We start from the raw sequence: 21416 nt of genomic DNA, 5'->3' as shown, positions 1-21416 counted from the left end.
TTGGGAGTGGTGCGTTGTTGTGCTTTTTCTTTCCGTTTTTTGCGATGCGCCCCGTGGGAGGCTGCGGCTTCGATGCAAGCTAAGCAACGTCGCTGGAGCGATAATATTGCTGAAATTATATTTAGCGCAAGTAAATTATTTCTTTTTGTAATTCGTGTAGACAAATTGTCGGTGACGGTGCGATTTGTGGTTGGGAACAGGGTGGTTGCACCATTATGGTGCAAGGAAAGTGCGTGGAAGAGGCAGCCTCGGTGCAGGTTGATGTTGTCGTACAACCGCTGGCAGCGTTCCGCTAAGCGTGCACGGCATCTTCCCGAAGCACACTAGACTGTGCTTTTTCGGTCGAGGTCGTCACCATGAACATCGTTTGTATCGCCTGGGGTTCGCTGCTGTGGAAGCCGGGTCCGTTGAAGCTGGCGTCGGGCTGGCATCCGGGCGGGCCGCGCCTGCCGCTCGAGTTCGCGCGCGACAGCGACGACAGTGCCGAAGTGGCCCTGGTGCTGTGCGAGAGGGCGCCGTTGATGCCGACCTATTGGGCTTACCTGGCGGCCGACAGCATCGAGGCCGCGCGCGCCATGCTGGCCGCGCGCGAAAAGATCACGCCTGCGCGGCCGGACTGGATCGGCAGTATTCCGTCAAGGGAGGGGGCAGTGGAGGATGCGCGGGTACGCGCCTGGATGCGCGAGCGTGGCATCGCTGCGGCGGTGTGGACCGCCGTGCCGGCCAAGTTCGACGGCCGCGAAGGCCGCCTGGCGACGGCAGGCCAGATCGTCGCCCGGCTCGATGCCCTGGCGCCGGAACAGCGCGCCCAGGCGGAAGAATATGTGCGCCGTACGCCTGCCCACATCGACACCCCTTACCGGCGCCTGATCGAACAGCGGCTGGGGTGGACGGCGCGGCGTGATGCGCACGTGACGCGGACGCAATGAGGCATGGGCTGAGCCTGCGGTCTATTATTCCACCCAGCTGAACCCGTCGCGCGCCAGCAGCGCGAACGATTCCGGCGGGCCCCAGGAGCCGGCGGCGTAGGCATGCGGCTTTTCGCCAAGCGTGCCCCAGCCGTCGATGATCGGATCGGCCCAGGCCCAGGCGGCTTCCAGCTCGTCGCGGCGCATGAAGTGGGTCAGGCGCCCGCGCACGACGTCGATCAGCAGGCGCTCGTAGGCTTCGGCGCGGCGCTGCTGGAAGGCCGACTGCAGATCGAGGTTGAGCGCGACCTGCTGCATGTGCATGCCGCTGCCGGGTTCCTTGGCCATGATCTGCAGCTTGATCGCCTCTTCGGGCTGCAGCTCGATCACCAGGCGGTTGGCGACACCGCCCTGCGCGCCGGGGAACAGCGGGAAGGGCGGGTTGGCGAATTCGATGACGATCTTCGACGAGCGGCGCGCCATGCGCTTGCCGGTACGCAGGTAGAACGGCACCTTCGACCAGCGCCAGGTATCGATGTGGGCGCGCAGCGCGACGAAAGTCTCGGTGCCGGAATCCGGCGGCACGTTGCGCTCTTCCAGGTAGCCGTCGACTTCCTGGTTGCCGGACACGCCATGGCCGTACTGGCCGCGCACCGTGTCGCGCGCGATGTCGGCCAGGCCGAAGCGGCGCAGCGAGCGCAGCACTTTCAGTTTTTCGTCGCGCACGGCATCCGGCGAGAGCGAGGTCGGCGGCTCCATCGCTACGATGCACAGCAGCTGCAGCAGGTGGTTCTGCACCATGTCGCGCATGGCGCCGGTGCCGTCGTAGAAGCCGGCGCGGCTGCCGACGCCGACTTCCTCGGCCACCGTGATCTGCACGCTCGAGATGTTGGGCGCGCGCCAGATCGGTTCAAGGATCGAATTCCCGAAGCGCAGCACCATCAGGTTCTGCACGGTTTCCTTGCCGAGGTAATGGTCGATCCGATAGATCTGCGACTCGGCGAAGTGGCGCCCGACCGCCTCGTTGATCTCGACCGCGGTGGCCAGGTCGCGCCCGAGCGGTTTTTCCAGCACCACGCGCGCGTTGGCGTCGACCAGCCCGGCGCCGGCCAGCTTCTCGCAGATCTGCATGAACAGCGAAGGCGCGGTGGCGAGATAGAACACGCGCTGGGCGCCCGCGCGCGAAGCATCGGCCAGTGCGGAAAAGTCGGGCGCCGCCTGGATGTCGAGCACCACGTATTCGAGCACCTGTAGGAAGCCGTCCCAGGTCTTGTCGTTGAAATTCTCTTGCGCGATGAAGGGCCGCGAATGTTCCTCGACGTGGGCCAGGTACGCCTCGCGCGCGATCTGCTGGCGCCCGGTGGACAGGATGCGCGTCGACGGCGGCAGGTTACCGTGCAGGTAAGCCATGTACAGCGCCGGCAGGAGCTTGCGCATGGCCAGGTCGCCCATGCCGCCGAAGATGGTCATGTCGAGGGGGAGGGCGCTTTCGTGTGCGGTGGGCGCGTTGGGCGCGGTCTGTTGGGTCATGTTCTGGGCTCGAAAAGTCGTGCCGGCGTCCTGCGGGCAGGGCGCCGACGGGTGGTCGTGCCGAATACTATAGCCTAGATCGCAATGGACGATGGGTGGGGTGCCATGAGCGGGCAAGCTGCGCGGATCGTTTGAGTTGCGTTATCGTAATTTTTCGATGGGGCAGTGAAGCTAGAGTGGGCGGTCGAGGCGGGCAGGCGCCTCATAACTTCGATCGGATACCCATGACAATATCAACCTACCACCCATCAGGCCGCATCCCGCGCCAAAGCTTCCGTGCACTCGGCATAGCCGGGTTGGCCGCCGCAGGTTCGGCCGTGGCATACGCCTGGCTGATGGCGTATGCGCGGCCAGCCGTTGGGTCGGAGACGGGATATCTCCTGACTCTCTTCGCGCTGCTGGGCGTCGGCATATCGATGTATACGTTCGCGCACCGCGCCGCGACTGTCGGCAAGGTCCGCAATCCGGTCTGGATGGGACGGGCGGGCGCCGTCCTTGGCCTGTTGGCCTGGTACGTACAGTGGGCTGCCTATATCGTGATGGACGGGATACGCTTCAGCGGCGATGCACTCGGCTTCTCCGCGCTCGAATTCATCGCACGCCTGTGCCTGCGTCCGGGCGCGATGTTCGACTGGGCTTTTACGATTCCCTTGATCGACAAGTCGATGTTCACGCAATGCGGCCTGGTCTTTTGCTGGCTGGTCGAGTTCTGCGTCTATATCGTTCCGCCGATGCTGGCCGGGCGCGGGCGCGCGGCCATGCCGTTCTGCGAGGCCGGCAACCAATGGGCGCGGGAAATCGAGGTGGAGACCGACTTCGAACCGTTTGCGGATCTCGAGGCGGTACGACGGCTGATCGAGGCCGAGCCGGGCCGGTTCGCGGCCATGCTGGTGCCGCGCAAGGAAGACGCAGTGGGAAGCCATACGCGCGTGACCCTGTATGTCTGTGCAGGACCGGAGTCATTCATCACTATTTCGCATTGTGAACAAAAGGCGGTGGAAAACATACCGCTGCCGCCCGAGGTGGTTGGCGCGATGGCGGCCGGTGCATCAGATGTGGAGTGCTACTGGGAGCAGCCCATCGTGGAACGCCTGCGCGTGCCGCTGCCGGACCCTAATGCACTGTTACGTCGCTGGTCCGGTCAAACGGAAGCCAAATGCCAGCCCGGCCCAGTGCTCGCCAAGATGTGATGCTTGGTTTGCAATGACGCATGCGTTATCCTTGGAGCCTATCCAGTAGACCGGGGGAAGCTGGGAGCGATGCAGGGCAAGCGCGGGCAAGGCGCGAGAAGGGCGCATGGCGGGCCATGCAACCGACGAGCAACGCAGCACCCGCTTGTCATGCGCGCTCGCAGCGACTCCGGGCTACTGGGATAGGCTCCTAGGCCGACTGACCTCATCAAGGGACACCATGCAATCGACCATCCTGAACCGCCGCGATATCGACTTCCTGCTCTACGAATGGCTGGGCGTCGAATCGCTGACGGTGCGTGCGCGCTACCAGGACCACAGCCGCGAAACCTTCAACGCGGCGCTCGACACCGCCGAGCAGATCGCGACCGACCTGTTCGCCACGCATAACAAGAAGAGCGACGCCAACGAGCCGCACTTCGATGGCACGCGGGTGACGATCATCCCGGAAGTGAAGACGGCGCTGGACGCGTTCTGCGCGGCCGGCTTCATGGCGGCCGGCCAGGACTACGACTACGAAGGCATGCAGCTGCCCTACGTGGTCGACCGCGCGATCGCGGCCTGGTTCACGGCCGCCAACGTCGCCACCTCGGCCTATACCTTCCTCACGATGGGCAACGCCAACACGCTGCTCAAGACCGCCACGCCGCGCCAGGTCGAGCGCTTCGTGCGGCCGCAGCTGGCCGGCCGCTATTTCGGCACCATGTGCCTGTCCGAACCGCAGGCGGGATCGAGCCTGTCCGACATCACCACGCGCGCCGAGCCGGACCCGGTCGACGGTCCCGAGGGCGAGCGCCAGTACCGCCTCACCGGCAACAAGATGTGGATCTCGGCCGGCGAACACGCGCTTAGCGAGAACATCGTGCACCTGGTGCTGGCCAAGATTCCCGGCCCCGATGGCAAGCTGATCCCGGGCGTGAAAGGCATCTCGCTGTTCATCGTGCCGAAGTACCTGGTCGATGAAGACGGCGCCGTCGGCGCGCGCAACGACATCGTGCTGGCGGGCCTGAACCACAAGATGGGCAACCGCGGCACCACCAACTGCCTGCTCAACTTCGGCGAAGGCAAGTTCACCCCAGGCGGAAAGGCCGGCGCCGTCGGCTACCTGGTCGGCGAGCCGCACAAGGGCCTGGCCAACATGTTCCACATGATGAACGAGGCGCGTATCGGCGTCGGCCTGGGCGCGACCGTGCTCGGCGTGACCGGGTACCTGCACGCGCTCGACTATGCACGCAACCGCCCGCAAGGACGCCACCCGGCCGAAAAGGACCCGGCCAAGCCGCAGGTCGCGATCATCGAGCATACCGACGTGCGCCGCATGCTGCTGGCGCAAAAGGCGTATACCGAAGGCGCGCTGTCCCTGATCCTGTACTGTGCGCGCCTGGTCGACGAACAGCACACCGGAGAATCGCCCGAGACGCAAACCCGCGCCGGCATGCTGCTCGATTTCCTGACGCCGATCGCCAAGTCCTGGCCGTCACAGTGGTGCACGGAGGCGAACAGCCTGGCCATCCAGGTGCACGGCGGCTATGGCTACACGCGCGAATACAACGTCGAGCAGTTCTATCGCGATAATCGGCTCAATCCAATACACGAAGGCACGCACGGCATCCATGGGCTCGACCTGCTGGGCCGCAAGGTGTCGATCGGGCAGGGCGCGCTCTTCAAGGCGGTGAGCGAAGAGGTGGGCGCCAGTATCGCGAAGGCGCGCACGATCGACAACGCCGACCTGCACGCCTACGCCGGCCAGCTGGACGCGCTGTGGCAGCGCATCGGCGCCGTCACCGCCACGCTCTACGGCGCCGGCGACATGAACAAGACGCTGGCCAACGCCAGTCTCTACCTGGAAGCGGTCGGGCACGTCGTGATCGCGTGGATGTGGCTGGAACAGGCGATGGTCGCAGTAAAAAACGATGGCGACTTTTATCGCGGCAAGCTGCAGGCCTGCCGCTACTTCTTCCACTGGGAGTTGCCGAAGGCGGCGCAGCAGCTGGACCTGCTGGCCACCGTCGATACCACCACGCTCGACATGCAGGACGCATGGTTCTAAGCTTTACACATTTGAATGACCCGCGATGGCAGATACTTTCGACCCCACCACCCAACTCACCCTGAACGACATCGAGATCGGCGCGCGCCTGGTCGAGGGGCTGCTGCACCACGTCAGGAAGAACGGCGCCGTGCCGATCCCGTATGCCGAGCTGCTGGAACTGGGCCGCTTCCTCGACCCGCACGATGCGGCCATGGCCCGCGCCGAAGTGCTCGGCATCGCGATGAAGCTGCGCTTCGTGACGCAGTTCTGCCACGCCAACGGCTGTCCGGACCTGGCGGTGCTGGCCGTGCATCCTGCCACGCCGCAGCCGGCTGGTAAGGGAAACCTCGACGCCGTCGCCGCCTTCGACTGGACGGCGGCGCAGGCGCAGTTGCCTGCATATGTGCGTGCGATGCAGGCGACCGTCCCGGTGCGCTTCAAGCCGCGCAAGGAACGTCCCGCCGAAGTGTCCTGGTATGCCTGGTTCAGCGCGCACCGCGAGGCCTGCAAGGGGATCGCCTCGGGCGACAAGCGCGAAGTCGTCAACCTGGTGATGGCCGGGCTCGATCCCGAAACGGCATTGCGCCGCTACCTGGCGGCGCGGGCAGCATTCGAGGCAGCCACATCCTGAATAAACAGTGGTAATGTGATCGTTTTCACTACCTGAGGCGATCATGTTCAAGAAACTGGCGGCGGAAGCACTGGGCATCAGCGATATCGGCGTCATCGTCGGACCGGCCGACTACAGCAAGGTCGACGCCGACGATTACCTGTTCAGCGAAGACGGCGAACAGATCTTCTTTCTCATCAAGAGCAAGAAAGACGAATACTGCTTCACCAACCTCGCCCTGATCCACGTCGACGGCGATTCCGCCGTCTCCTCGAAACGCACCATCAAGCGCTACGATTATGCGTCCTATCTGGTGTCCGGCGTCAGCATCGAAACCGCCGGCACGCTCGATATGGACATCGAACTCAAATTCAAACTCGACGGCACGGCGTTTTCGATCGACGTCAAGAAAACCTTCATCGAGCAGCTGAAGGACATCTATAAAGCCCTGATTACGATCGGCAAGCAGCAGCATCGGGATGCGGTCTCGCGCGAGAATGCATTGCGCACGCTCGATGCGACAGCCTCGGTGCACAAATTGAATATCGCGCCGGGGACGGGCAGCCTGACCAGCCAGTTCGAGGAATTGCTGGCCGGCTTGAACAAGGCGATGTTCGAGACGCATACCAAGCGCGATTTCAGCGATGTGTTTGCGAAGTATATTCACAACTGAGGGGTCGGTGCACGGGAAGTGGCCTGGCATGGCTGGCATTTGTAGCGCTCGAAAGAAGATTTCCCAATAATCCGGTCACCCGATACGTAGCCGCCATGCGCATACTCGCAGCCGTCCAGGCCATTTTCGCCATCGCTTTTACATTAGTCGGCCTGCTGGCGCTTTTCGGCATCGGGATTACCGGCTTATTTTTTCTCGTGCCCGGGGTTGTCTTCGCCGCCACGGCCGGCGTTGTCGCAGACGAGTCCCGCGCAGGCGCGGCAGCGGCATTGGGCGTGGATGCCGTTCTTGCCTGGTTCGCCGCCCGCAAGCTGATGGTGCTCATTGGCGTCGGGACAAGCGGTAGCGGGCGCGATAACAGCGTCACCGTCTTGGGTCCTCCGGATCTGCTCGACTATCTGTTTCCCGGCGCTGCGCTCTTACTCGTTGGGATTGCTGTTCTTTCGGTAACGATCGACTGGCGCACGTGAAAAACGCATCATGGTTTTGATAGCGCGTATTGCACACCATGGAGTTTCCGCTCGGTGTCACGCTTGAAATGGTTTGCCTGTCCATCCAGCGTATAAGCATAAGCGTATTCGTTATTGGTAGTGCAACCCAGCCCCTGTTAAGCTTGCGTCCCCCCGGCAGCCGTAGCGCCGCCGTCACACGCAAGAACACAGGAAAAACCCATGAGCTGCAAACATACCCGCGCCAATCCGGCCCGCGCCGTCCTCATTCTCGGCTTGATCGCCGCGCTGGCGCCGCCAGTCGCGCTCGCCCAGCAGGCGCAGCAAGGAGAAGCCGCCGCCGCCAATGACCAGCCGCAAACCGTCCTCGTCACCGGTACCCGTTCGCTCAACCGCCGTACGCTCGATTCCGAGTCGCCGGTCGACGTCATCGGCAGCAAGGAGTTGTCGAGCACCGGTTCCGGCGAGCTGGCCACCGTGCTGTCGCGCCTGCTGCCATCGATGAATTTCCCGCGCCCGAGCGGCGCCGACGCCAGCGACGCGGTGCGTCCGGCGCAATTGCGCGGCCTGTCGCCCGACCAGACCCTGGTGCTGGTGAACGGCAAGCGCCGCCATGCGTCGAGCGTCGTCAACGTCAACGGCACCCTCGGCCGCGGCTCGGCCCCGGTGGACCTGAATGCGATCCCGCTGGCGGCGATCGACCACATCGAAGTGCTGCGCGACGGCGCCGCGGCGCAGTACGGCTCGGATGCCATCGCCGGCGTGGTCAACATCATCCTCAAGAAGGGCGCGAAGGGCGGCGAAGCCGAAGTCGTCTACGGCCAGTACGACAAGGGCGACGGCGAGCAGGCCACCGTGAGGGGCTCGGCCGGTTTCGACCTCGGCAACGACGGTTGGGTACGCGTGGCCGTCGAAGCGGCCGACCGCAATGCGACCAACCGTGCGTTCGCCGATCCGCGTCCTTCCGCCGGTCCGCGCCAGGGAACCGTCACCCAGCGCTACGGCGATCCGGACAGCCGCCCGCGCGCGCTGTTCGTCAACAGCCAGGTGCGCGTCAACGATGCGATCGACTGGTACGCCTTCGCCAACTACGGCGAGCGCAAGACCTCGTCGGCGGCGACGTTCCGCACCGCCTACACCGACAACAACCGCACGACGCTGCGCTCGCCCCTGTATCCGGAAGGCTTCCAGCCGCTGCTCGACAGCAAATCGGTCGACGCGGCGATCGTGACCGGCCTGCGCGGCGACCTCGCCGGCTGGCGCTGGGATGCAAGCCTGAACCATGGCCGCAACCGCTTCTCGCTCGACGTCGCCAATACGGTCAACTACAGCCTGGGCAGCACCAGCCCGACCCGTTTCTACGCGGGCGAGCTGACCTCGACGCAAAGCCTGGCCAACCTGGACGTCGCGCGCGAGATTCCGGTGGCGTTCATGAGCGGTCCGCTGACCGTGGCGCTGGGCGCCGAAGCGCGCTTCGAATCGTACGAGATCGGCGCAGGGGAGGCGAATTCGTACTTCGGTTCCGGCGCCCAGGGTTATTCGGGCTTCCGCAGCGAGAACGCCGGGGAGAACAGCCGCAGCAACAAGTCGCTGTACCTGAACCTGGAAGGCGAGATCACCAAGGAACTGTCCGGCGCGCTGGCGCTGCGCCACGAACGCTACAGCGATTTCGGCACCACCAACTCGGCCAAGGCATCGGCGCGCTATGCGTTCACGCCCACCTTCGCGTTGCGCGGCACCGCGTCGAACGGCTTCCGCGCACCATCGCTGGCGCAGTCGTTCTACACCATCACGACGACCAATTCGCTGCTCGTCAACGGCGCCAGTGCCCTGGTCGAAACCGGCACCTTCCCGGTCGGCAGCGCCGCCGCCAGGGCGCTCGGCGCGCGCCCACTCGAAGCGGAAAAGGCGCGCAACCTGAGCATCGGCGCGCAGTGGCAGCCGACGCGCAACTGGACCACGACTGTCGACCTGTACCGCATCGACGTCGACGACCGCATCGTCTTCTCGTCGAACCTGCAACTGGCGAACGCCCCGGCGCTCGCGAGCGCTTTGGCCGCGCAAGGCGTGTACGTCGGCGCCGCGCGCTATTTCACCAACGCGGTCGACACCCGCACGCAAGGCGTGGACGTCGTCAGCACCTACCGCCTGAACCTGCGCCCGGGCACGCGCGCCGACCTGACGCTGGCCTACAACCACAACGACAACGAAGTGCAGCACGTGGCCGACACGCCGGCCGTGCTGGCGGCGCAAAACCTGGTGCTGGTGGATCGCCAGAGCGTCAACCGCCTGACCGTCGGTTCGCCCAAGGACAAGCTGAGCCTGAGCGGCGACCTGACCCAGGGCGCCTGGAACGCCCGCGCCGCGGTGACCCGCTACGGCAAGTTCACTGTGCCCCAGAACGATGCGGCGCTGGACCAGAACTATGACCCGCAATGGGTGCTCGACCTGGCCGCCAGCGTGCGCGTCGGCGACGGCTGGCGCCTGAGCGCCGGCATCGACAACGTCACCAACCGCTACCCGGCGCAAGTGACCTCGCTCGCCAACCTGAACGTGAACGGCACCCAGCCGTACAGCGTGTGGGCGCCGAACGGGTTCAACGGCCGCTACTTCTACCTGAAGGCCGGCTACTCCTGGTAAAGCCGGCGGTTGGTATTGCTTGAACAGTCGAGCGCCGATGCCGTACATTGCAGGTAGCGGCTTTTAACTGTTCAATAGAGGAGTCACACCATGATTCACCATGAACGCCTGACGGCGACGATCGACGGGGATTTCGTGGTGTTCCTGATCGGCATGCGCCTGAACCAGCCCTGGAAGGTACACAAGTGGTGGCCGGTCGCCGCCGCCATGCCGCGCATGATCGGCGAACTGCGGCGCCAGCCCGAACTGGGCATGCTGCACGCCGAGATGTGGTTCTCGCGCACGCCCGTCGTCATCCAGTACTGGCGGTCGATGGAGCAGTTGATGGCCTACGCGACCAACAAGGGGGCGGCCCATCTGCCTGCATGGAAGGCATTCAACCAGGCGATCGGCACCGACGGCTCGGTCGGCATCTGGCACGAAACCTTTGCCGTCAAGGCCGGGGCTTACGAGAGCGTGTACGTCAACATGCCGTCGTTCGGCCTGGGCCGCGCCGGCAAGCTGGAAGCGGCGACCGGGCGCAGGCAATCGGCGGCGGGGCGGTTAGGTCGCCATGGCTAAGCTGCACAGGTCCTGAAATTGCGATGCATGCACTGCGCGATCTTGAAATCGAGGTCATTTTACACAGGCTGGAATAGAAGCCGACCATCAGCGGTCATGTTTGAATGGGAGAGACACGTGGCAGTGCAAACTAAAACTCCTCAAGAGAAAAAGCGCCTCAGTTATGCGAAGGATCGCCGCAACACGTACGGCGAAAACAGCAAAGCTTCACGTAAAGGCATACCGCTGGCTAAAGCGCGAGCGAACCGTGCAGAGCGGCATACCCAAGACCATGTTCTCGCGACCGTAGTTGGCCTGGAAAATAATGACGAACTGGCTGCTGTCGAAAATCTTGTTCGTGGTGTAGAACCTCGAAAATGGAGCAAGTGGCCGGACACACCACTGGGGCAGGTCTTGGACTGGAAAACGGGCAAGTAACGAACGTCTGCAACGCGTTAGTAGAAGATGCATACAGACTCATCTGCTAGCGGAATGTCGGACGTTCTTATCAGGCGTTCTGAAGACAGCGCGTGGCCAAGGACCAGGCTTGACCACTTCGCAACCGTCCTTCGCAAAACCCCACGCGTCCTGCAAGAACACCCAAAATGCGCGAAAATAGCAGGCTTCGCTGTCATTTTCTCCCTCCCGCCATGTCCACTACCGCATCTTCGATCATTCGGCCCCGCGCCGATATCAACCCGACGCCGCTCGGCGTGTCGCTGGTCCTGGTCGCCCTCGGCGCCTGGTACCTGACGGCGAATGTCGGCCCAAAGCAGGCCGCGTTGTTCGTCATCGGCGCGCTGCTTGGCCTGGCCCTGTACCACGCCGCCTTTGGCTTCACCTCGGCCTGGCGCGTCTTCATCGCCGATGGCCGCGGCGCCGGCCTGCGCGCGCAGATGCTGATGCTGGCCGTCGGCGTGGCGCTGTTCTTCCCGGCGCTGGCCAACGGTTCGCTGTTCGGCAACCCGGTCGCCGGCCTGGTGTCGCCGGCCGGCACCTCGGTGGTGGTCGGCGCATTCATCTTCGGCATCGGCATGCAGCTGGGCGGCGGCTGTGCTTCCGGCACGCTGTACACGGTCGGCGGCGGCAGTACGCGCATGCTCGTCACGCTGATCGCGTTCGTTGCCGGCTCGGTGATCGCCACTGCCCACATGCCGTACTGGACCTCGCTGCCGCAACTGGCGCCGATCTCGCTCGTCAAGTCGCTCGGGCTGGCGCCGGCACTGGCGCTAAACTGGATCGTGTTCGCGGCGATCGCGGGCATCACGGTGATGGTCGAGAAGCGCCGTCACGGCCGCCTGGTCGACCCGACCCTGCGCAAGGCGGATCGCTCGCCCTGGCTGCATGGCCCGTGGCCGCTGGTGGCCGGTGCGCTGGCGCTGGTCGTGCTGAATTTTGCTACGCTTGCACTGGCCGGCCGGCCGTGGGGCGTGACCTCGGCCTTTGCCTTGTGGGGCGCCAAGGCGGCGTCGGCGATCGGCGTCGACGTCGCCAGCTGGACCTACTGGACGACTAAAGCCAACGCGGCTGCGCTGGCCGCGCCGCTGTCGCAGGACGTGACCACGGTGATGGACATCGGCATCGTGCTCGGCGCGATGCTGGCGGCGGCGCTGGCCGGCCGTTATGCACCGGTATGGCGCCTGCCGCTGCGCTCGTTGATCGCCGCGGTCGTCGGCGGCCTGCTGCTCGGCTATGGCGCACGCCTGGCCTATGGCTGCAACATCGGCGCCTACTTCAGCGGCATCATCTCGGGCAGCCTGCACGGCTGGCTGTGGCTGGTGTTCGCGTTTGCCGGTAACGTGATCGGTACGCGCCTGCGTCCGTTCTTCGGGCTGGAAGTCGAGCGCGTCAAACCCTCGGGCTGCTGATTCAGAATCCCCAGAATTTGGCGATATAAAAGCTGGAACAAATCCCGGCCGGGATGACGAATTGATCGTGCAGTGCCGTACCGCACTGGTCGGCATTGGGGCCCGGATCGATCGGCGTGCCGTGGTCCATGTCGTGAATGGTGAATGCCTCGACCACCGGCTTGCCGCTGCCATCCTGGAAGATCTGGCGCCGTGCGGTCTTGAACTGCGTATCGACCTGGGGCGTCGCGGCGACGCCCAGGACGTTAGTCCACTGCTCGATCATTTCAGTTTGGGCTTGCGGGTTGACGACGTGATCGCGGGTCCCGTGCCAGATCGAGACGCGCGGGAAGGTCGACGCGGAAGAGGCCTTGCGCACCCGGTTGCCCCATTCGGCCGGCGACAATTGCTCGACCGGCGTACTGGCGGGAATGCCCGGCACGCCACCCAAGCTGACGCCGCATTTGCTGGTCGCGTCAAAGACTGTCTTGGTGCATCCGTACGGGATGCCTGCGACGGGCGCGCCGCCAGCGAAGGTTTCCGGATAGGTCGCCATCATGACTGCGGTCATGGCGCCGCCGGCGGAAAGACCGGTGATGTAGACGCGTTTGCGGTCGAGATTCAGGCTGGTGTCGGCCAGGACCGTGTCGATCATCTGCTTGATCGACAAGGCCTCGCCGCGGCCGCGCTGGTTATGGTTGGGGTCGAACCAGCGGAAGCATTTGAAGGCATTGTTGATGCCGGTTTGATCCTGTTGCGGCAGTACCAGGACAAAGCGCATTTTGTCGGCCAGCTGCGTCCAGCCGGTTTCGTCGTCGTACTTGGTCGCGCTTTGCGTGCAGCCGTGCAGCGCCACCACCAGCGGGCGCGCGCTGCCCAGGTCTTTCGGGACATACTTGAACATCTTGAGATTGCCCGGATTCGAACCAAAATCGCGCACCTCGCTTTCCCCGGGCAGGAGCTGGACTGCATCCATTTCGCAGCCTGGGAGGTTGGGAAAGAAGGCGCAAAATCCGAGTGGAAGAACGATCGCCGAAGGTGCCGGCGCCGCGCTTCTTGGTGCCGGTATCGTCTGGCCGAGCGAAAACTGCTTAGGGCCCGGGGCAGCTTGTCCGGCGCCGGTTTCGCTCGCGTGCGTCATGTCGCAACCGGCGACAGCGACCAGCATGGCGCCCGCAACCAGCGCCAGGCAGACTGCGCGCAAAGAAGATAAGGAAGGATCGACGATCACGATAAGCCTCCATGTCCTGGTTCGGACACGCTGGCGATCGTCAGTTTTCCGGCAACAGCCAGAGGTATCCTCGGTCCCGGATTAGACGCCAATGGTGTTTGAGTGTTACACCTTATGAGCCGTATTAAGCTAGGTCAAACAAGTAGTTTGAGAAATATCAATCCTCCGCCGCCAGCGTGGAACATCTTCCGCGCCGAGGCGCTCAATGCCCCAGCAAGCGCAGGCTGCGCTCCCATTCGTCATGCCAGGGATCGAGGAAATCATGGGCCTGGAATGCACGCTTCAGGCCGCGCAGCGGCACGCCATACACGTCGTGCAGGCCGAGCGCCAGCACCACCGGGTTCCAGACGATCTTCGATTTCGCCTTTTTCGTGCTCGCCTTGATGCGGGCGCCGTCGTCGCCGAAGATGCCGCCGCCGCCCGTCAGCGCTTTGTCGAGGTCGAGTTTTGCGAGACCACCGAAGGCGGCGACTACCTGTTCCTTGTAGATGCCTGCCGTGGACTCGGCCGCCGCTTTCGGCGCCGGCGGCGGCTCGGCTGCGCGTTTCAGCGTCTTGACCAGCTTTTCCAGTTCCTTCTTCAGGAAGCGCAGCTCGTGCAACGCGCGCCGGAAGCCCGGCTCGGGCAGGCGCGTGACGATCTTGTAGGCGTCCTTCGTCATCGTAATCAGCACGTCCTCGCTGCCGGCCGCCAGGCGTGCGGTGTCGCCCTCGTAGAAGATCGGCGCCGCGTAGCCACCGTTGGCGTCGCCGAACAGGTCCGGCCAGGCGGCGTCGTAGTCGAGCCAGACATAGGGTGTGACGCCGTGTTCGATCAGGCGCGCCAGGGTCCAGGGCGATCCCGTTTGTCCTTCCAGCCAGTCGCAGGCTTGTTCGAGGGTGGCGCGGTAGGGCAGGATGGTGATGTTCATTCCAGGTCTTTCAGCCGGCGCAATTGCGCAGCTTGATAAGCGCCGAAGGCGTCGTTGAAGAGGCAACGGATCAGCGGGTCGTCCACGAGTTCGCTGTTGGCCAGGTCCGCCTCGGTCGCGTCGTCGAAGCGCATGTCGTTAATCCGCATGTACATCGAGGTGAGCGATTCGCCCAGGGCCAGGGCCGCGTACAGCTTGGCGGCCGGGATTTCGGTGGCCCACGAGAGTGAACCGGCAGCGGCGGGCTCGATGCTGTCGCCGTGCACGCGGTAGTGATACTGCGTGGCCGCGCCTTCGTGGTCGAAGACCGAGAGGCGCCACGTGCGCGGCTGCGTGAAGAAGCTGTCCTCGGGCAGTTCCATGGCGCGGTACTTGTCAAGCAGGCCGCCGCCGCAGTATGCATCCACACGCGCGGCCTGTTCATCGCTCAGGGCGGGAAAGCGGCGCGCAATCTCGCCGGTCGGCGGCGGCACTGCTTGCGGGTCGTAGTCGTAATCGACGTCCTGCGCGCCGACCGGCACGACCCAGTCGAGCGGCGCGGCCGGCGTCGAGCCATCGCGGTCGAGCCGCACCGACACCGACGGGTCCAGGCGCAGCACGTGCGCCTCCGGCAGCGCCGCGCCGATCTCCGCCGCGAACTGGCGGTAGCTGATCGGGAAGAAGCTGTGGTTGTACCAGGACCAGTCTTCCTGCAGGAACTGGCAGGAGCTGGGCACGACGTAGCGCGGGTTCAGGGCTTGCAGCTGCTCGATCCATTCTCCCGGCAGCGTCGCCGGTGCGGGCGCGGCGCGCGAGGGCGACAGCACCTCGATCTCGCGCATGGTCTGGAAGGGCCAGAGCACCAAGTCCCACGGGCCGTGCGCAACCAGCGCCGGCAGCGTGTCCGGATCGATCCACGAATCGACCACGTTCAGCACCTTCAATCCGGCCGCCTCGACCTGGAACATCGAGTCGACGTCCGGGTCCATCGCGATGCGCGGCGTGACGCTCAAGGGGCCGACCCGCACCGGCGCATCGATCGCCAGGGCATGGACGTTGATGAAGCCGAGTTCGCGCACCATGGCGAACAGTTCCTTGAACAGGCAGTAGATGTGGATTGGCGTCGCACGGTCGAGCAGGTCGAGGCTCTCGAGCGAGCAGTGGTCGTCGTGGAAGTGCGAGATGAAGACGGCGTCGAAGCGCAGCCGGCGGATCTTGTCGTGGTCGAAACGCACCGGCGGAAAGGCGTGGCAGTTGCGGCTGAAGGGGTTTTCGAAGATCGTGTCAAAGGCGATCCGCGTGCCTTCACATTCGAAGACGTAGCCGGCGTGGAGGATCCGGGAGATGTGAAGCGGCATACATTCTGCAAAAGGGTTCGGCAACAGGAGAGGGCGCACGCGCCCTCCCGCCAGACCGCCATGTTAACACGGCGGGCTTGCTACCGGCTCGTCAGCTGAACGAGCTGTCGTCCGAGCCGCCGTCGTAGTTATCGCCGGCGAAGTTGTCGCTGCCCATGCCGAGGTCGTCGAGCATCGAATTGCCGCCGTCCGAACCGCCATCACCCAGCAGGCTGCTCGACTGGTCGTCGGCGCCGCTGTTGTTGAAGTCCTCGATCGGCGAGGTCAGCGAGGAGAAGCTGTCGTTGTTGCCGAGGAAGCCGTTGCCGTCGTGGTTGTGCTGGCCCAGCAAGTGGCCCAGTCCTTGGAACAGGAAGGCGCCGGCCGCGACGCCGGCCGCGGTCGAGGCGATGCTGCCGAGCGCGCCACCCATGCCGCCGCCGCCCATGCCGCCGCCGCGGAAGAAGTTACTCGCGCGGCTCGAGAGCGAAGGCTGCTGGTAAGGCTGTTGATAGGGTTGTTGCACCTGCTGCGGGTGCGCCGGCGGCACGGCCCTGCTGCCGTAGGCTTGCGTCGGCTGGCGCTGGCCGCTGCTGTTGCCCCAGGCATTCGGGTCGAGGAAGCCGCCGCCTTGCGATCCGCCTTGCAGCTGGCGCTGCAGATTCGCGATTTCGGCCTTGGCATTGTCGAGCGCCTGCTGTTGCAGCAGGGCGCGTTGCACCAGCAGGTAGGCGGCGTCGGGCTGGTAAGACACCGCCTTCTGGATCATGGCGTCGGCCTCGGGATCCTTGGGCAGGCCGCGCGCCTCGATTAGCTGGTTCAGGAAATTTTCCAACAGCTGGGTATCTTGCGGACTCATGGGTCATCCTCCACGTTGCTTGAATGGTCGATATGGCACCATTGTGGAGGGTTTCAAGAAAGCCGAGCGCCGCTCACGCGTTCATTCGGCCGTTGATTCGTCGCGGCGTTTCAGCGTGTGGTTGAACGCGTGGGCGGCATCCGGGCAGCAGGTAGTCGCATGTCCAGGTATAGCCGCCCACCTTACGGGTTAGAGCGTTCATTCCCTCAAAGTTCGGCGCTGCGGACTTAGAACGCCGCGATACCCGTCTGCGCCCGGCCCAGGATCAGCGCGTGGATGTCGTGCGTACCTTCATAGGTATTCACGACCTCCAGGTTGACCATGTGACGGATGATCCCGAACTCGTCCGAAATGCCATTCCCGCCCAGCATGTCGCGCGCAACGCGCGCCACGTCGAGCGCCTTGCCGCAGGAATTACGCTTCATCATCGAGGTGATTTCCACTGCCGCGGTGCCTTCGTCCTTCATGCGGCCCAGGCGCAGGCAGCCTTGCAAACCGAGGGTGATTTCGGTCTGCATGTCGGCCAGCTTCTTTTGCACCAGCTGGTTCGCCGCCAGCGGTTTGCCGAACTGGTGGCGGTCCATGGTGTACTGGCGCGCCGTCTGCCAGCACGCTTCGGCCGCGCCGAGCGCGCCCCAGGCGATGCCGTAGCGGGCCGAGTTCAGGCAGGTGAACGGGCCTTTCAGGCCGCGCACGTCGGGGAAGGCGTTTTCTTCCGGGCAGAACACGTTGTCCATCACGATTTCGCCGGTGACCGAAGCGCGCAGGCCGAACTTGCCGTGGATTGCCGGCGCCGTCAGCCCCTTCCAGTCCTTTTCCAGCACGAAGCCGCGGATCGCGCCTTCGTCATCCTTGGCCCAGACCACGAACACGTCGGCCACCGGCGAATTGGTGATCCACATTTTCGAGCCGGTCAGCGAGTAGCCGCCGTCGACCTTGCGCGCGCGGGTGACCATCGAACCCGGATCGGAGCCGTGGTTCGGTTCGGTCAAACCGAAGCAGCCGATCCATTCGCCGGTGGCCAGTTTCGGCAGGTATTTCTGTTTGGTCTCTTCATTGCCGAACTCGTAGATCGGCACCATGACGAGGGACGATTGCACACTCGCCATCGAGCGGTAGCCGGAGTCGACGCGTTCGATTTCGCGCGCGATCAGGCCATAGGCGACGTAGTTCAGGCCGGGGCCGCCGTATTGTTCGGGAATCGTCGGGCCCAGCAGGCCGAGTTCGCCCATCTCGCGGAAGATGCTGGTGTCCATCTGCTCGTGACGGAAGGCTTCGAGGATGCGCGGCTGCAGCTTGTCCTGGCAATAGGAGTTTGCTGCGTCGCGGATCATGCGTTCGTCGTCCGTCAGCTGGCTGTTCAGGAGGAGCGGGTCGTCCCAGTGGAATGCGGTTTTGGTCATGATGATCTCTATGTATAGTTGAATGATTAGCGGGCGAAGTAGAGGTCGTGCAGGTGGTCGAGGCTGACCTCGGAGGCCGCCTGCGACAGCACGACTTTCCCGCTTTGCATCAGGTAGACGTGGTCCGCGACACCGACCGCGCGCTGGGTGTTCTGTTCCACCAGCACGATGGTACGCCCGTCGCCTTTCAAGCGCGCGAGGATCTCGAACAATTCGTTGACCATCACCGGCGCCAGGCCGAGCGAAGGCTCGTCGATGATCAGGAGTTTCGGGTCGCTCATCAGGCCGCGCGCCATCGCCAGCATCTGCGCTTCGCCGCCCGAGAGCGAACCGGCCAGCTGCTTCCTGCGTTCGCGCAGGCGCGGGAACATCACGTACGATTTTTCTAGGTTGGCCGGCGCATTCGCCCGGTGCTGGGGCGCGAAGGCGCCCATCATCAGGTTTTCCTCGACCGTCATGTCGCGAAACACCATGCGCCCCTCGGGAATCATCGCCAGCGAGACACCGTTCATTTCCCAGGTCGGCGTGCCGTTCAGCGGCTTGCCGTTCAGCGTGATGGAACCCTGCTTGACCGGCACCAGGCCCATGATGGCGCGCAGCAGCGTGGTCTTGCCGGCGCCGTTGGGGCCGATGATGGTGGTCAGCTTGCCCGGTGCGATGGTCAGCGACAGGTCCCACAGCACGTTGATGGCGCCGTATCCGGCGCGCAGGTTGGTCACTTCAAGCATGGTCGGCTCCCGTGTAGCTTTTCACCACCAGCGGATTGTTGAACACTTCCGTCGGCGTGCCCTCGGCGATCAGCTGGCCGAAGTTCAGCACCGCCACCCGCTGGCACAGGTTGCTGATGGTCTCGATGTCGTGCTCGATGATGCAGATCCCGACCGCGAATTTTTCATGTAAGCCCTTCAGCATCTGCATGAAGGCGCGCTTGCCGTTGGTTTCCAGGCCGGCCAGCACTTCGTCGAGCAGCAGCAGCTTCGGGTCGGTGGCCAGCGCCTTGGCCACTTCCAGCGCCTTCAGTTCGGTCAGCGCCAGGCCGGTCGAGGCGTCGCGGTCGGCCTTGGCGGACAGGCCGGTGAACTCCAGCACTTCGGCGATGCGGCGCTCGTCGACGCGGCCGGTGCCGAAGCGCTGCGACACCTGCAGGTTCTGGCGCACGGTCAGTTCGTGCATCGGCTGCGGGATCTGGAAGGTGCGGCCGATGCCCATGCGCGCGCGCTGGTACATCGGCGCCTTCAACACGTCGACGCCGTTGAAGACGATGCGGCCGGCGGTCGGGCGTACCAGGCCCGAGATCGCATTGAACAGCGTGGTCTTGCCGGCGCCGTTGGCGCCGACCAGGCCGACGACGTCGCCGGTGCCGATATTGAGCGACACGTCATTCACGGCGGTCAGGCCGCCGAAGCGCACGGTCACGTTTTCAAGCTGTAGCATCTTTTTTCCTCATGAATTTCTTCACCAGGCCGAACAGGCCATCCGGGCTGGCGATGATCATCGCCACCAGCACCACGCCCAGCACCAGCTGGTGACCGGTCGGCATGATGTTCTTCACGAACAGCTGGTCGACCAGGTAGACCACGACCGCGCCGACCAGCGGACCGGTGATCGTGCGGTAGCCGCCGAAGATCGCCGCGACGATCGGGATCGTCACCCAGCCGGCGGAAAACGCGTAGTCCGGCTCCAGGAAGTTGATGTAGTGGGCGTTAAACGCCCCGACCACGCCGCACATGAAGGCGGAGACGACCAGCATCAGGCCCTTCAGCAGGGTGTTGTTGACGCCGACCACGCGGGTCGCGTCTTCGCTGTCGTGCATCGCGCGCAGGGCCAGGCCGTGCGGGCTGCGCCGGATCATGTCGTAGACCCAGGCGAACAGCAGCACGATGGTGAGGATCACCAGGTAGTTGCCGGTCTTGCCGCTGAAGTCATAGCCGAACAGTTCAGGCAGGCGCGGAATGCTGGCGATGCCGCCGGAGCCGCCGGTGACCGACTGCCACTCGGTGGCGAGGATGCGGAAGATGTGCGCATACGCCAGGATCGCCAGCGCGAAGTACGGTCCGCGCAGGCGCAGCACCGGCAGCATGGTGATCGCCGCCACCACGGCGCCGAGGCCGCCCAGACCCAAGCCGATGAACACCGGCACGCCATGCTGCATCGACAGCACCGCCGAGGTGTAGGCGCCGACGCCGAAGAAAGCCGCGTGGCCGAAGCTCACCATGCCGCCCAAATTACCGAGCAGCGCCCATGACAGCGCGATGCCGCCGATGACCAGCGAAGCGATCACGAGGCTCATCACGTAGGCGTTCCCGCCCAGCAGGACCGGCACGCCGACATAGGTGGCCGCCAGGACCACGATCAGCAATTTATTGAGTTTCATCCGCGCCTCCCGGCCGCACCGAACAAGCCGTTAGGCATGACAAAGAGAACCAGCAGGAAGAGTCCCATGCCTGCCAGTTCCTGCAGCGCCGAGCTGGCCAGCGTCACCGTCAGCGACTCGGCAATGCCCAGCAGGACCGCGCCGATCAGCACGCCCGGGATCGAGCCGATACCGGCCAGCACGGTGATGATGAAGGCTTTCACGGTCAGCACGCTGCCGGTGGCGGGGCTGATGACGCCGTAGCTGAACAGGGCCACGCCGGCGAACGCCGCCAGCAGGCCGGCCACCAGGAAGGACACCAGTTCGGTGCGGCCCGGGTTGATGCCCATGAGTTTGGCGGCGTCGCGGTTGCTCGAGACGGCGCGCACCGCGCGGCCATACCAGCTGCGCGAGAGCCACCACCACAGGCCCACGATCAGCACGATCGACACGCCGAAGAACAGCACTTCGCTGCGCATGCTGTACAGGTCACCGACGATGAATGCTTCCTGCATCCACGACGAACTGGTGGCGCGCACGTCGGCGCTCCAGATCATCAGCACGAGATTGGTCAGGATCACGCCCACGCCGTAGGTGAGGGTGAGCGAATTGATTTCGCGGTTGGTCTTGATCTTGCCGACCACGAAGTAGAGGAGGGCGGAGGTGAGGCACACGATCAGCACGGCGACAGGGATCGCCATGGCCGGGTTCCAGCCCAGTTTCGTTTCGACCGTGTAGGCGATGTAGGCCGCCAGCAGTACCAGCTCGCCGTGCGCCAGGTTGATCACCTTCATGGCGCCGAACACCAGCGCCAGGCCCAGGGCGATCAGGGCGTAGGAACCGCCCTGCAGCAGCCCGGAGTACACGGACTGCAATATTAATTCCGTCATGTCTGCATTCCATTCGAGTTCATGCGGCGAGAGCG

Annotated in this window: 20 protein-coding genes; 10 read left to right on the top strand and 10 right to left on the bottom strand. The window is 64.4% G+C overall.

Going from position 1 to position 21416, the window contains the following annotated elements; all coding sequences use genetic code 11:
* The first annotated feature begins 356 nt into the window (after positions 1–356).
* Positions 357–929, top strand: coding sequence for a hypothetical protein (locus IFT60_RS01280; protein ID WP_192048618.1), 573 nt, complete (start codon positions 357–359; stop codon positions 927–929).
* A gap of 24 nt (positions 930–953) precedes the next feature.
* Here the strand turns inward: IFT60_RS01280 and zwf are convergent, their stop codons facing one another.
* A complete protein-coding gene (zwf, locus tag IFT60_RS01275) occupies positions 954–2438 on the bottom strand; it encodes a glucose-6-phosphate dehydrogenase (protein ID WP_192048616.1) in 1485 nt (494 codons plus the stop codon).
* A 224-nt stretch (positions 2439–2662) separates the two neighbouring features.
* On the opposite strand from zwf, the gene IFT60_RS01270 reads away from it, so the two are divergent.
* The 9 genes from IFT60_RS01270 (at position 2663) to IFT60_RS01230 (ending at position 12440) form a co-directional block, all read left to right on the top strand.
* Positions 2663–3628: a hypothetical protein gene (locus tag IFT60_RS01270; RefSeq protein ID WP_192048614.1), complete on the top strand. Its 966-nt coding sequence runs from the start codon at positions 2663–2665 to the stop codon at positions 3626–3628.
* 220 nt (positions 3629–3848) lie between these two features.
* Positions 3849–5678, top strand: coding sequence for an acyl-CoA dehydrogenase (locus IFT60_RS01265; protein ID WP_192048612.1), 1830 nt, complete (start codon positions 3849–3851; stop codon positions 5676–5678).
* 25 nt (positions 5679–5703) lie between these two features.
* Positions 5704–6291, top strand: a complete 588-nt coding sequence (locus IFT60_RS01260; RefSeq protein ID WP_192048610.1) for a hypothetical protein — start codon at positions 5704–5706, stop codon at positions 6289–6291.
* Between the two features lie 43 nt (positions 6292–6334).
* Positions 6335–6943, top strand: coding sequence for a PH domain-containing protein (locus IFT60_RS01255; protein ID WP_192048608.1), 609 nt, complete (start codon positions 6335–6337; stop codon positions 6941–6943).
* Positions 6944–7038: 95 nt separating this feature from the next.
* Entirely contained in the window at positions 7039–7413 is a 375-nt protein-coding gene (locus IFT60_RS01250) for a hypothetical protein (RefSeq protein WP_192048606.1), read from the top strand.
* A 201-nt stretch (positions 7414–7614) separates the two neighbouring features.
* Positions 7615–10032 (top strand): TonB-dependent receptor plug domain-containing protein, encoded by a 2418-nt coding sequence (locus IFT60_RS01245; RefSeq protein ID WP_192048604.1) that lies wholly within the window; start codon positions 7615–7617, stop codon positions 10030–10032.
* A gap of 90 nt (positions 10033–10122) precedes the next feature.
* Positions 10123–10593 carry a DUF4188 domain-containing protein gene (locus IFT60_RS01240; RefSeq protein WP_192048602.1) on the top strand — a complete coding sequence of 157 codons (471 nt, stop codon included), beginning with the start codon at positions 10123–10125 and terminating at the stop codon, positions 10591–10593.
* A gap of 117 nt (positions 10594–10710) precedes the next feature.
* The gene (locus tag IFT60_RS01235) at positions 10711–11010 is read left to right on the top strand and encodes a hypothetical protein (RefSeq protein WP_192048600.1); all 300 of its coding nucleotides are present in this window, start codon (positions 10711–10713) and stop codon (positions 11008–11010) included.
* A gap of 212 nt (positions 11011–11222) precedes the next feature.
* Positions 11223–12440, top strand: coding sequence for a YeeE/YedE family protein (locus IFT60_RS01230; protein WP_192048598.1), 1218 nt, complete (start codon positions 11223–11225; stop codon positions 12438–12440).
* A gap of 1 nt (position 12441) precedes the next feature.
* Here IFT60_RS01230 and IFT60_RS01225 read toward each other — a convergent pair whose 3' ends face one another.
* The 9 genes from IFT60_RS01225 to IFT60_RS01185 all read right to left on the bottom strand — a co-directional run bounded on the left by IFT60_RS01225 (position 12442) and on the right by IFT60_RS01185 (position 21381).
* Positions 12442–13395, bottom strand: a complete 954-nt coding sequence (locus tag IFT60_RS01225; RefSeq protein ID WP_192048596.1) for an extracellular catalytic domain type 1 short-chain-length polyhydroxyalkanoate depolymerase — start codon at positions 13393–13395, stop codon at positions 12442–12444.
* Between the two features lie 457 nt (positions 13396–13852).
* Complete coding sequence (locus tag IFT60_RS01220) at positions 13853–14560, bottom strand: hypothetical protein (protein ID WP_192048594.1); 708 nt, start codon at positions 14558–14560, stop codon at positions 13853–13855.
* Entirely contained in the window at positions 14557–15897 is a 1341-nt protein-coding gene (locus tag IFT60_RS01215) for an MBL fold metallo-hydrolase (RefSeq protein ID WP_192048592.1), read from the bottom strand. The genes IFT60_RS01220 and IFT60_RS01215 overlap by 4 nt, the downstream gene beginning before the upstream one ends.
* Before the next feature lie 91 nt (positions 15898–15988).
* The gene (locus tag IFT60_RS01210; protein WP_192048590.1) at positions 15989–16735 is read right to left on the bottom strand and encodes a DUF2076 domain-containing protein; all 747 of its coding nucleotides are present in this window, start codon (positions 16733–16735) and stop codon (positions 15989–15991) included.
* Positions 16736–16962: 227 nt separating this feature from the next.
* Entirely contained in the window at positions 16963–18138 is a 1176-nt protein-coding gene (locus tag IFT60_RS01205) for an acyl-CoA dehydrogenase (protein WP_192048588.1), read from the bottom strand.
* A 26-nt stretch (positions 18139–18164) separates the two neighbouring features.
* A complete protein-coding gene (locus IFT60_RS01200; protein WP_192048586.1) occupies positions 18165–18866 on the bottom strand; it encodes an ABC transporter ATP-binding protein in 702 nt (233 codons plus the stop codon).
* Positions 18859–19572: an ABC transporter ATP-binding protein gene (locus IFT60_RS01195; RefSeq protein WP_192048584.1), complete on the bottom strand. Its 714-nt coding sequence runs from the start codon at positions 19570–19572 to the stop codon at positions 18859–18861. Before IFT60_RS01195 ends, IFT60_RS01200 begins: the two co-directional genes overlap by 8 nt.
* Positions 19559–20512, bottom strand: coding sequence for a branched-chain amino acid ABC transporter permease (locus IFT60_RS01190; protein ID WP_192048582.1), 954 nt, complete (start codon positions 20510–20512; stop codon positions 19559–19561). The genes IFT60_RS01195 and IFT60_RS01190 overlap by 14 nt, the downstream gene beginning before the upstream one ends.
* Positions 20509–21381 (bottom strand): branched-chain amino acid ABC transporter permease, encoded by an 873-nt coding sequence (locus tag IFT60_RS01185; protein WP_192048580.1) that lies wholly within the window; start codon positions 21379–21381, stop codon positions 20509–20511. Before IFT60_RS01185 ends, IFT60_RS01190 begins: the two co-directional genes overlap by 4 nt.
* Between the last annotated feature and the right edge of the window lie 35 nt (positions 21382–21416).

The sequence above is a fragment of the Massilia sp. CFBP 13721 genome (assembly GCF_014842025.1).
Lineage (GTDB): Bacteria > Pseudomonadota > Gammaproteobacteria > Burkholderiales > Burkholderiaceae_D > Telluria.
The sequence above is the reverse complement of the archived record's forward strand: the minus strand, read 5'-3'. Positions and strand labels throughout refer to the sequence as shown.

Excerpts from the sequence above, each read along its gene's own strand:
- IFT60_RS01280 (WP_192048618.1), top strand. The coding sequence starts at position 357 with ATGAACATCGTTTGTATCGCCTGGGGTTCGCTGCTGTGGAAGCCGGGT.
- zwf (WP_192048616.1), bottom strand. The coding sequence starts at position 2,438 with ATGACCCAACAGACCGCGCCCAACGCGCCCACCGCACACGAAAGCGCC.
- IFT60_RS01270 (WP_192048614.1), top strand. The coding sequence starts at position 2,663 with ATGACAATATCAACCTACCACCCATCAGGCCGCATCCCGCGCCAAAGC.
- IFT60_RS01265 (WP_192048612.1), top strand. The coding sequence starts at position 3,849 with ATGCAATCGACCATCCTGAACCGCCGCGATATCGACTTCCTGCTCTAC.
- IFT60_RS01260 (WP_192048610.1), top strand. The coding sequence starts at position 5,704 with ATGGCAGATACTTTCGACCCCACCACCCAACTCACCCTGAACGACATC.
- IFT60_RS01255 (WP_192048608.1), top strand. The coding sequence starts at position 6,335 with ATGTTCAAGAAACTGGCGGCGGAAGCACTGGGCATCAGCGATATCGGC.
- IFT60_RS01250 (WP_192048606.1), top strand. The coding sequence starts at position 7,039 with ATGCGCATACTCGCAGCCGTCCAGGCCATTTTCGCCATCGCTTTTACA.
- IFT60_RS01245 (WP_192048604.1), top strand. The coding sequence starts at position 7,615 with ATGAGCTGCAAACATACCCGCGCCAATCCGGCCCGCGCCGTCCTCATT.
- IFT60_RS01240 (WP_192048602.1), top strand. The coding sequence starts at position 10,123 with ATGATTCACCATGAACGCCTGACGGCGACGATCGACGGGGATTTCGTG.
- IFT60_RS01230 (WP_192048598.1), top strand. The coding sequence starts at position 11,223 with ATGTCCACTACCGCATCTTCGATCATTCGGCCCCGCGCCGATATCAAC.
- IFT60_RS01225 (WP_192048596.1), bottom strand. The coding sequence starts at position 13,395 with ATGGATGCAGTCCAGCTCCTGCCCGGGGAAAGCGAGGTGCGCGATTTT.
- IFT60_RS01220 (WP_192048594.1), bottom strand. The coding sequence starts at position 14,560 with ATGAACATCACCATCCTGCCCTACCGCGCCACCCTCGAACAAGCCTGC.
- IFT60_RS01215 (WP_192048592.1), bottom strand. The coding sequence starts at position 15,897 with ATGCCGCTTCACATCTCCCGGATCCTCCACGCCGGCTACGTCTTCGAA.
- IFT60_RS01210 (WP_192048590.1), bottom strand. The coding sequence starts at position 16,735 with ATGAGTCCGCAAGATACCCAGCTGTTGGAAAATTTCCTGAACCAGCTA.
- IFT60_RS01205 (WP_192048588.1), bottom strand. The coding sequence starts at position 18,138 with ATGACCAAAACCGCATTCCACTGGGACGACCCGCTCCTCCTGAACAGC.
- IFT60_RS01200 (WP_192048586.1), bottom strand. The coding sequence starts at position 18,866 with ATGCTTGAAGTGACCAACCTGCGCGCCGGATACGGCGCCATCAACGTG.
- IFT60_RS01195 (WP_192048584.1), bottom strand. The coding sequence starts at position 19,572 with ATGCTACAGCTTGAAAACGTGACCGTGCGCTTCGGCGGCCTGACCGCC.
- IFT60_RS01190 (WP_192048582.1), bottom strand. The coding sequence starts at position 20,512 with ATGAAACTCAATAAATTGCTGATCGTGGTCCTGGCGGCCACCTATGTC.
- IFT60_RS01185 (WP_192048580.1), bottom strand. The coding sequence starts at position 21,381 with ATGACGGAATTAATATTGCAGTCCGTGTACTCCGGGCTGCTGCAGGGC.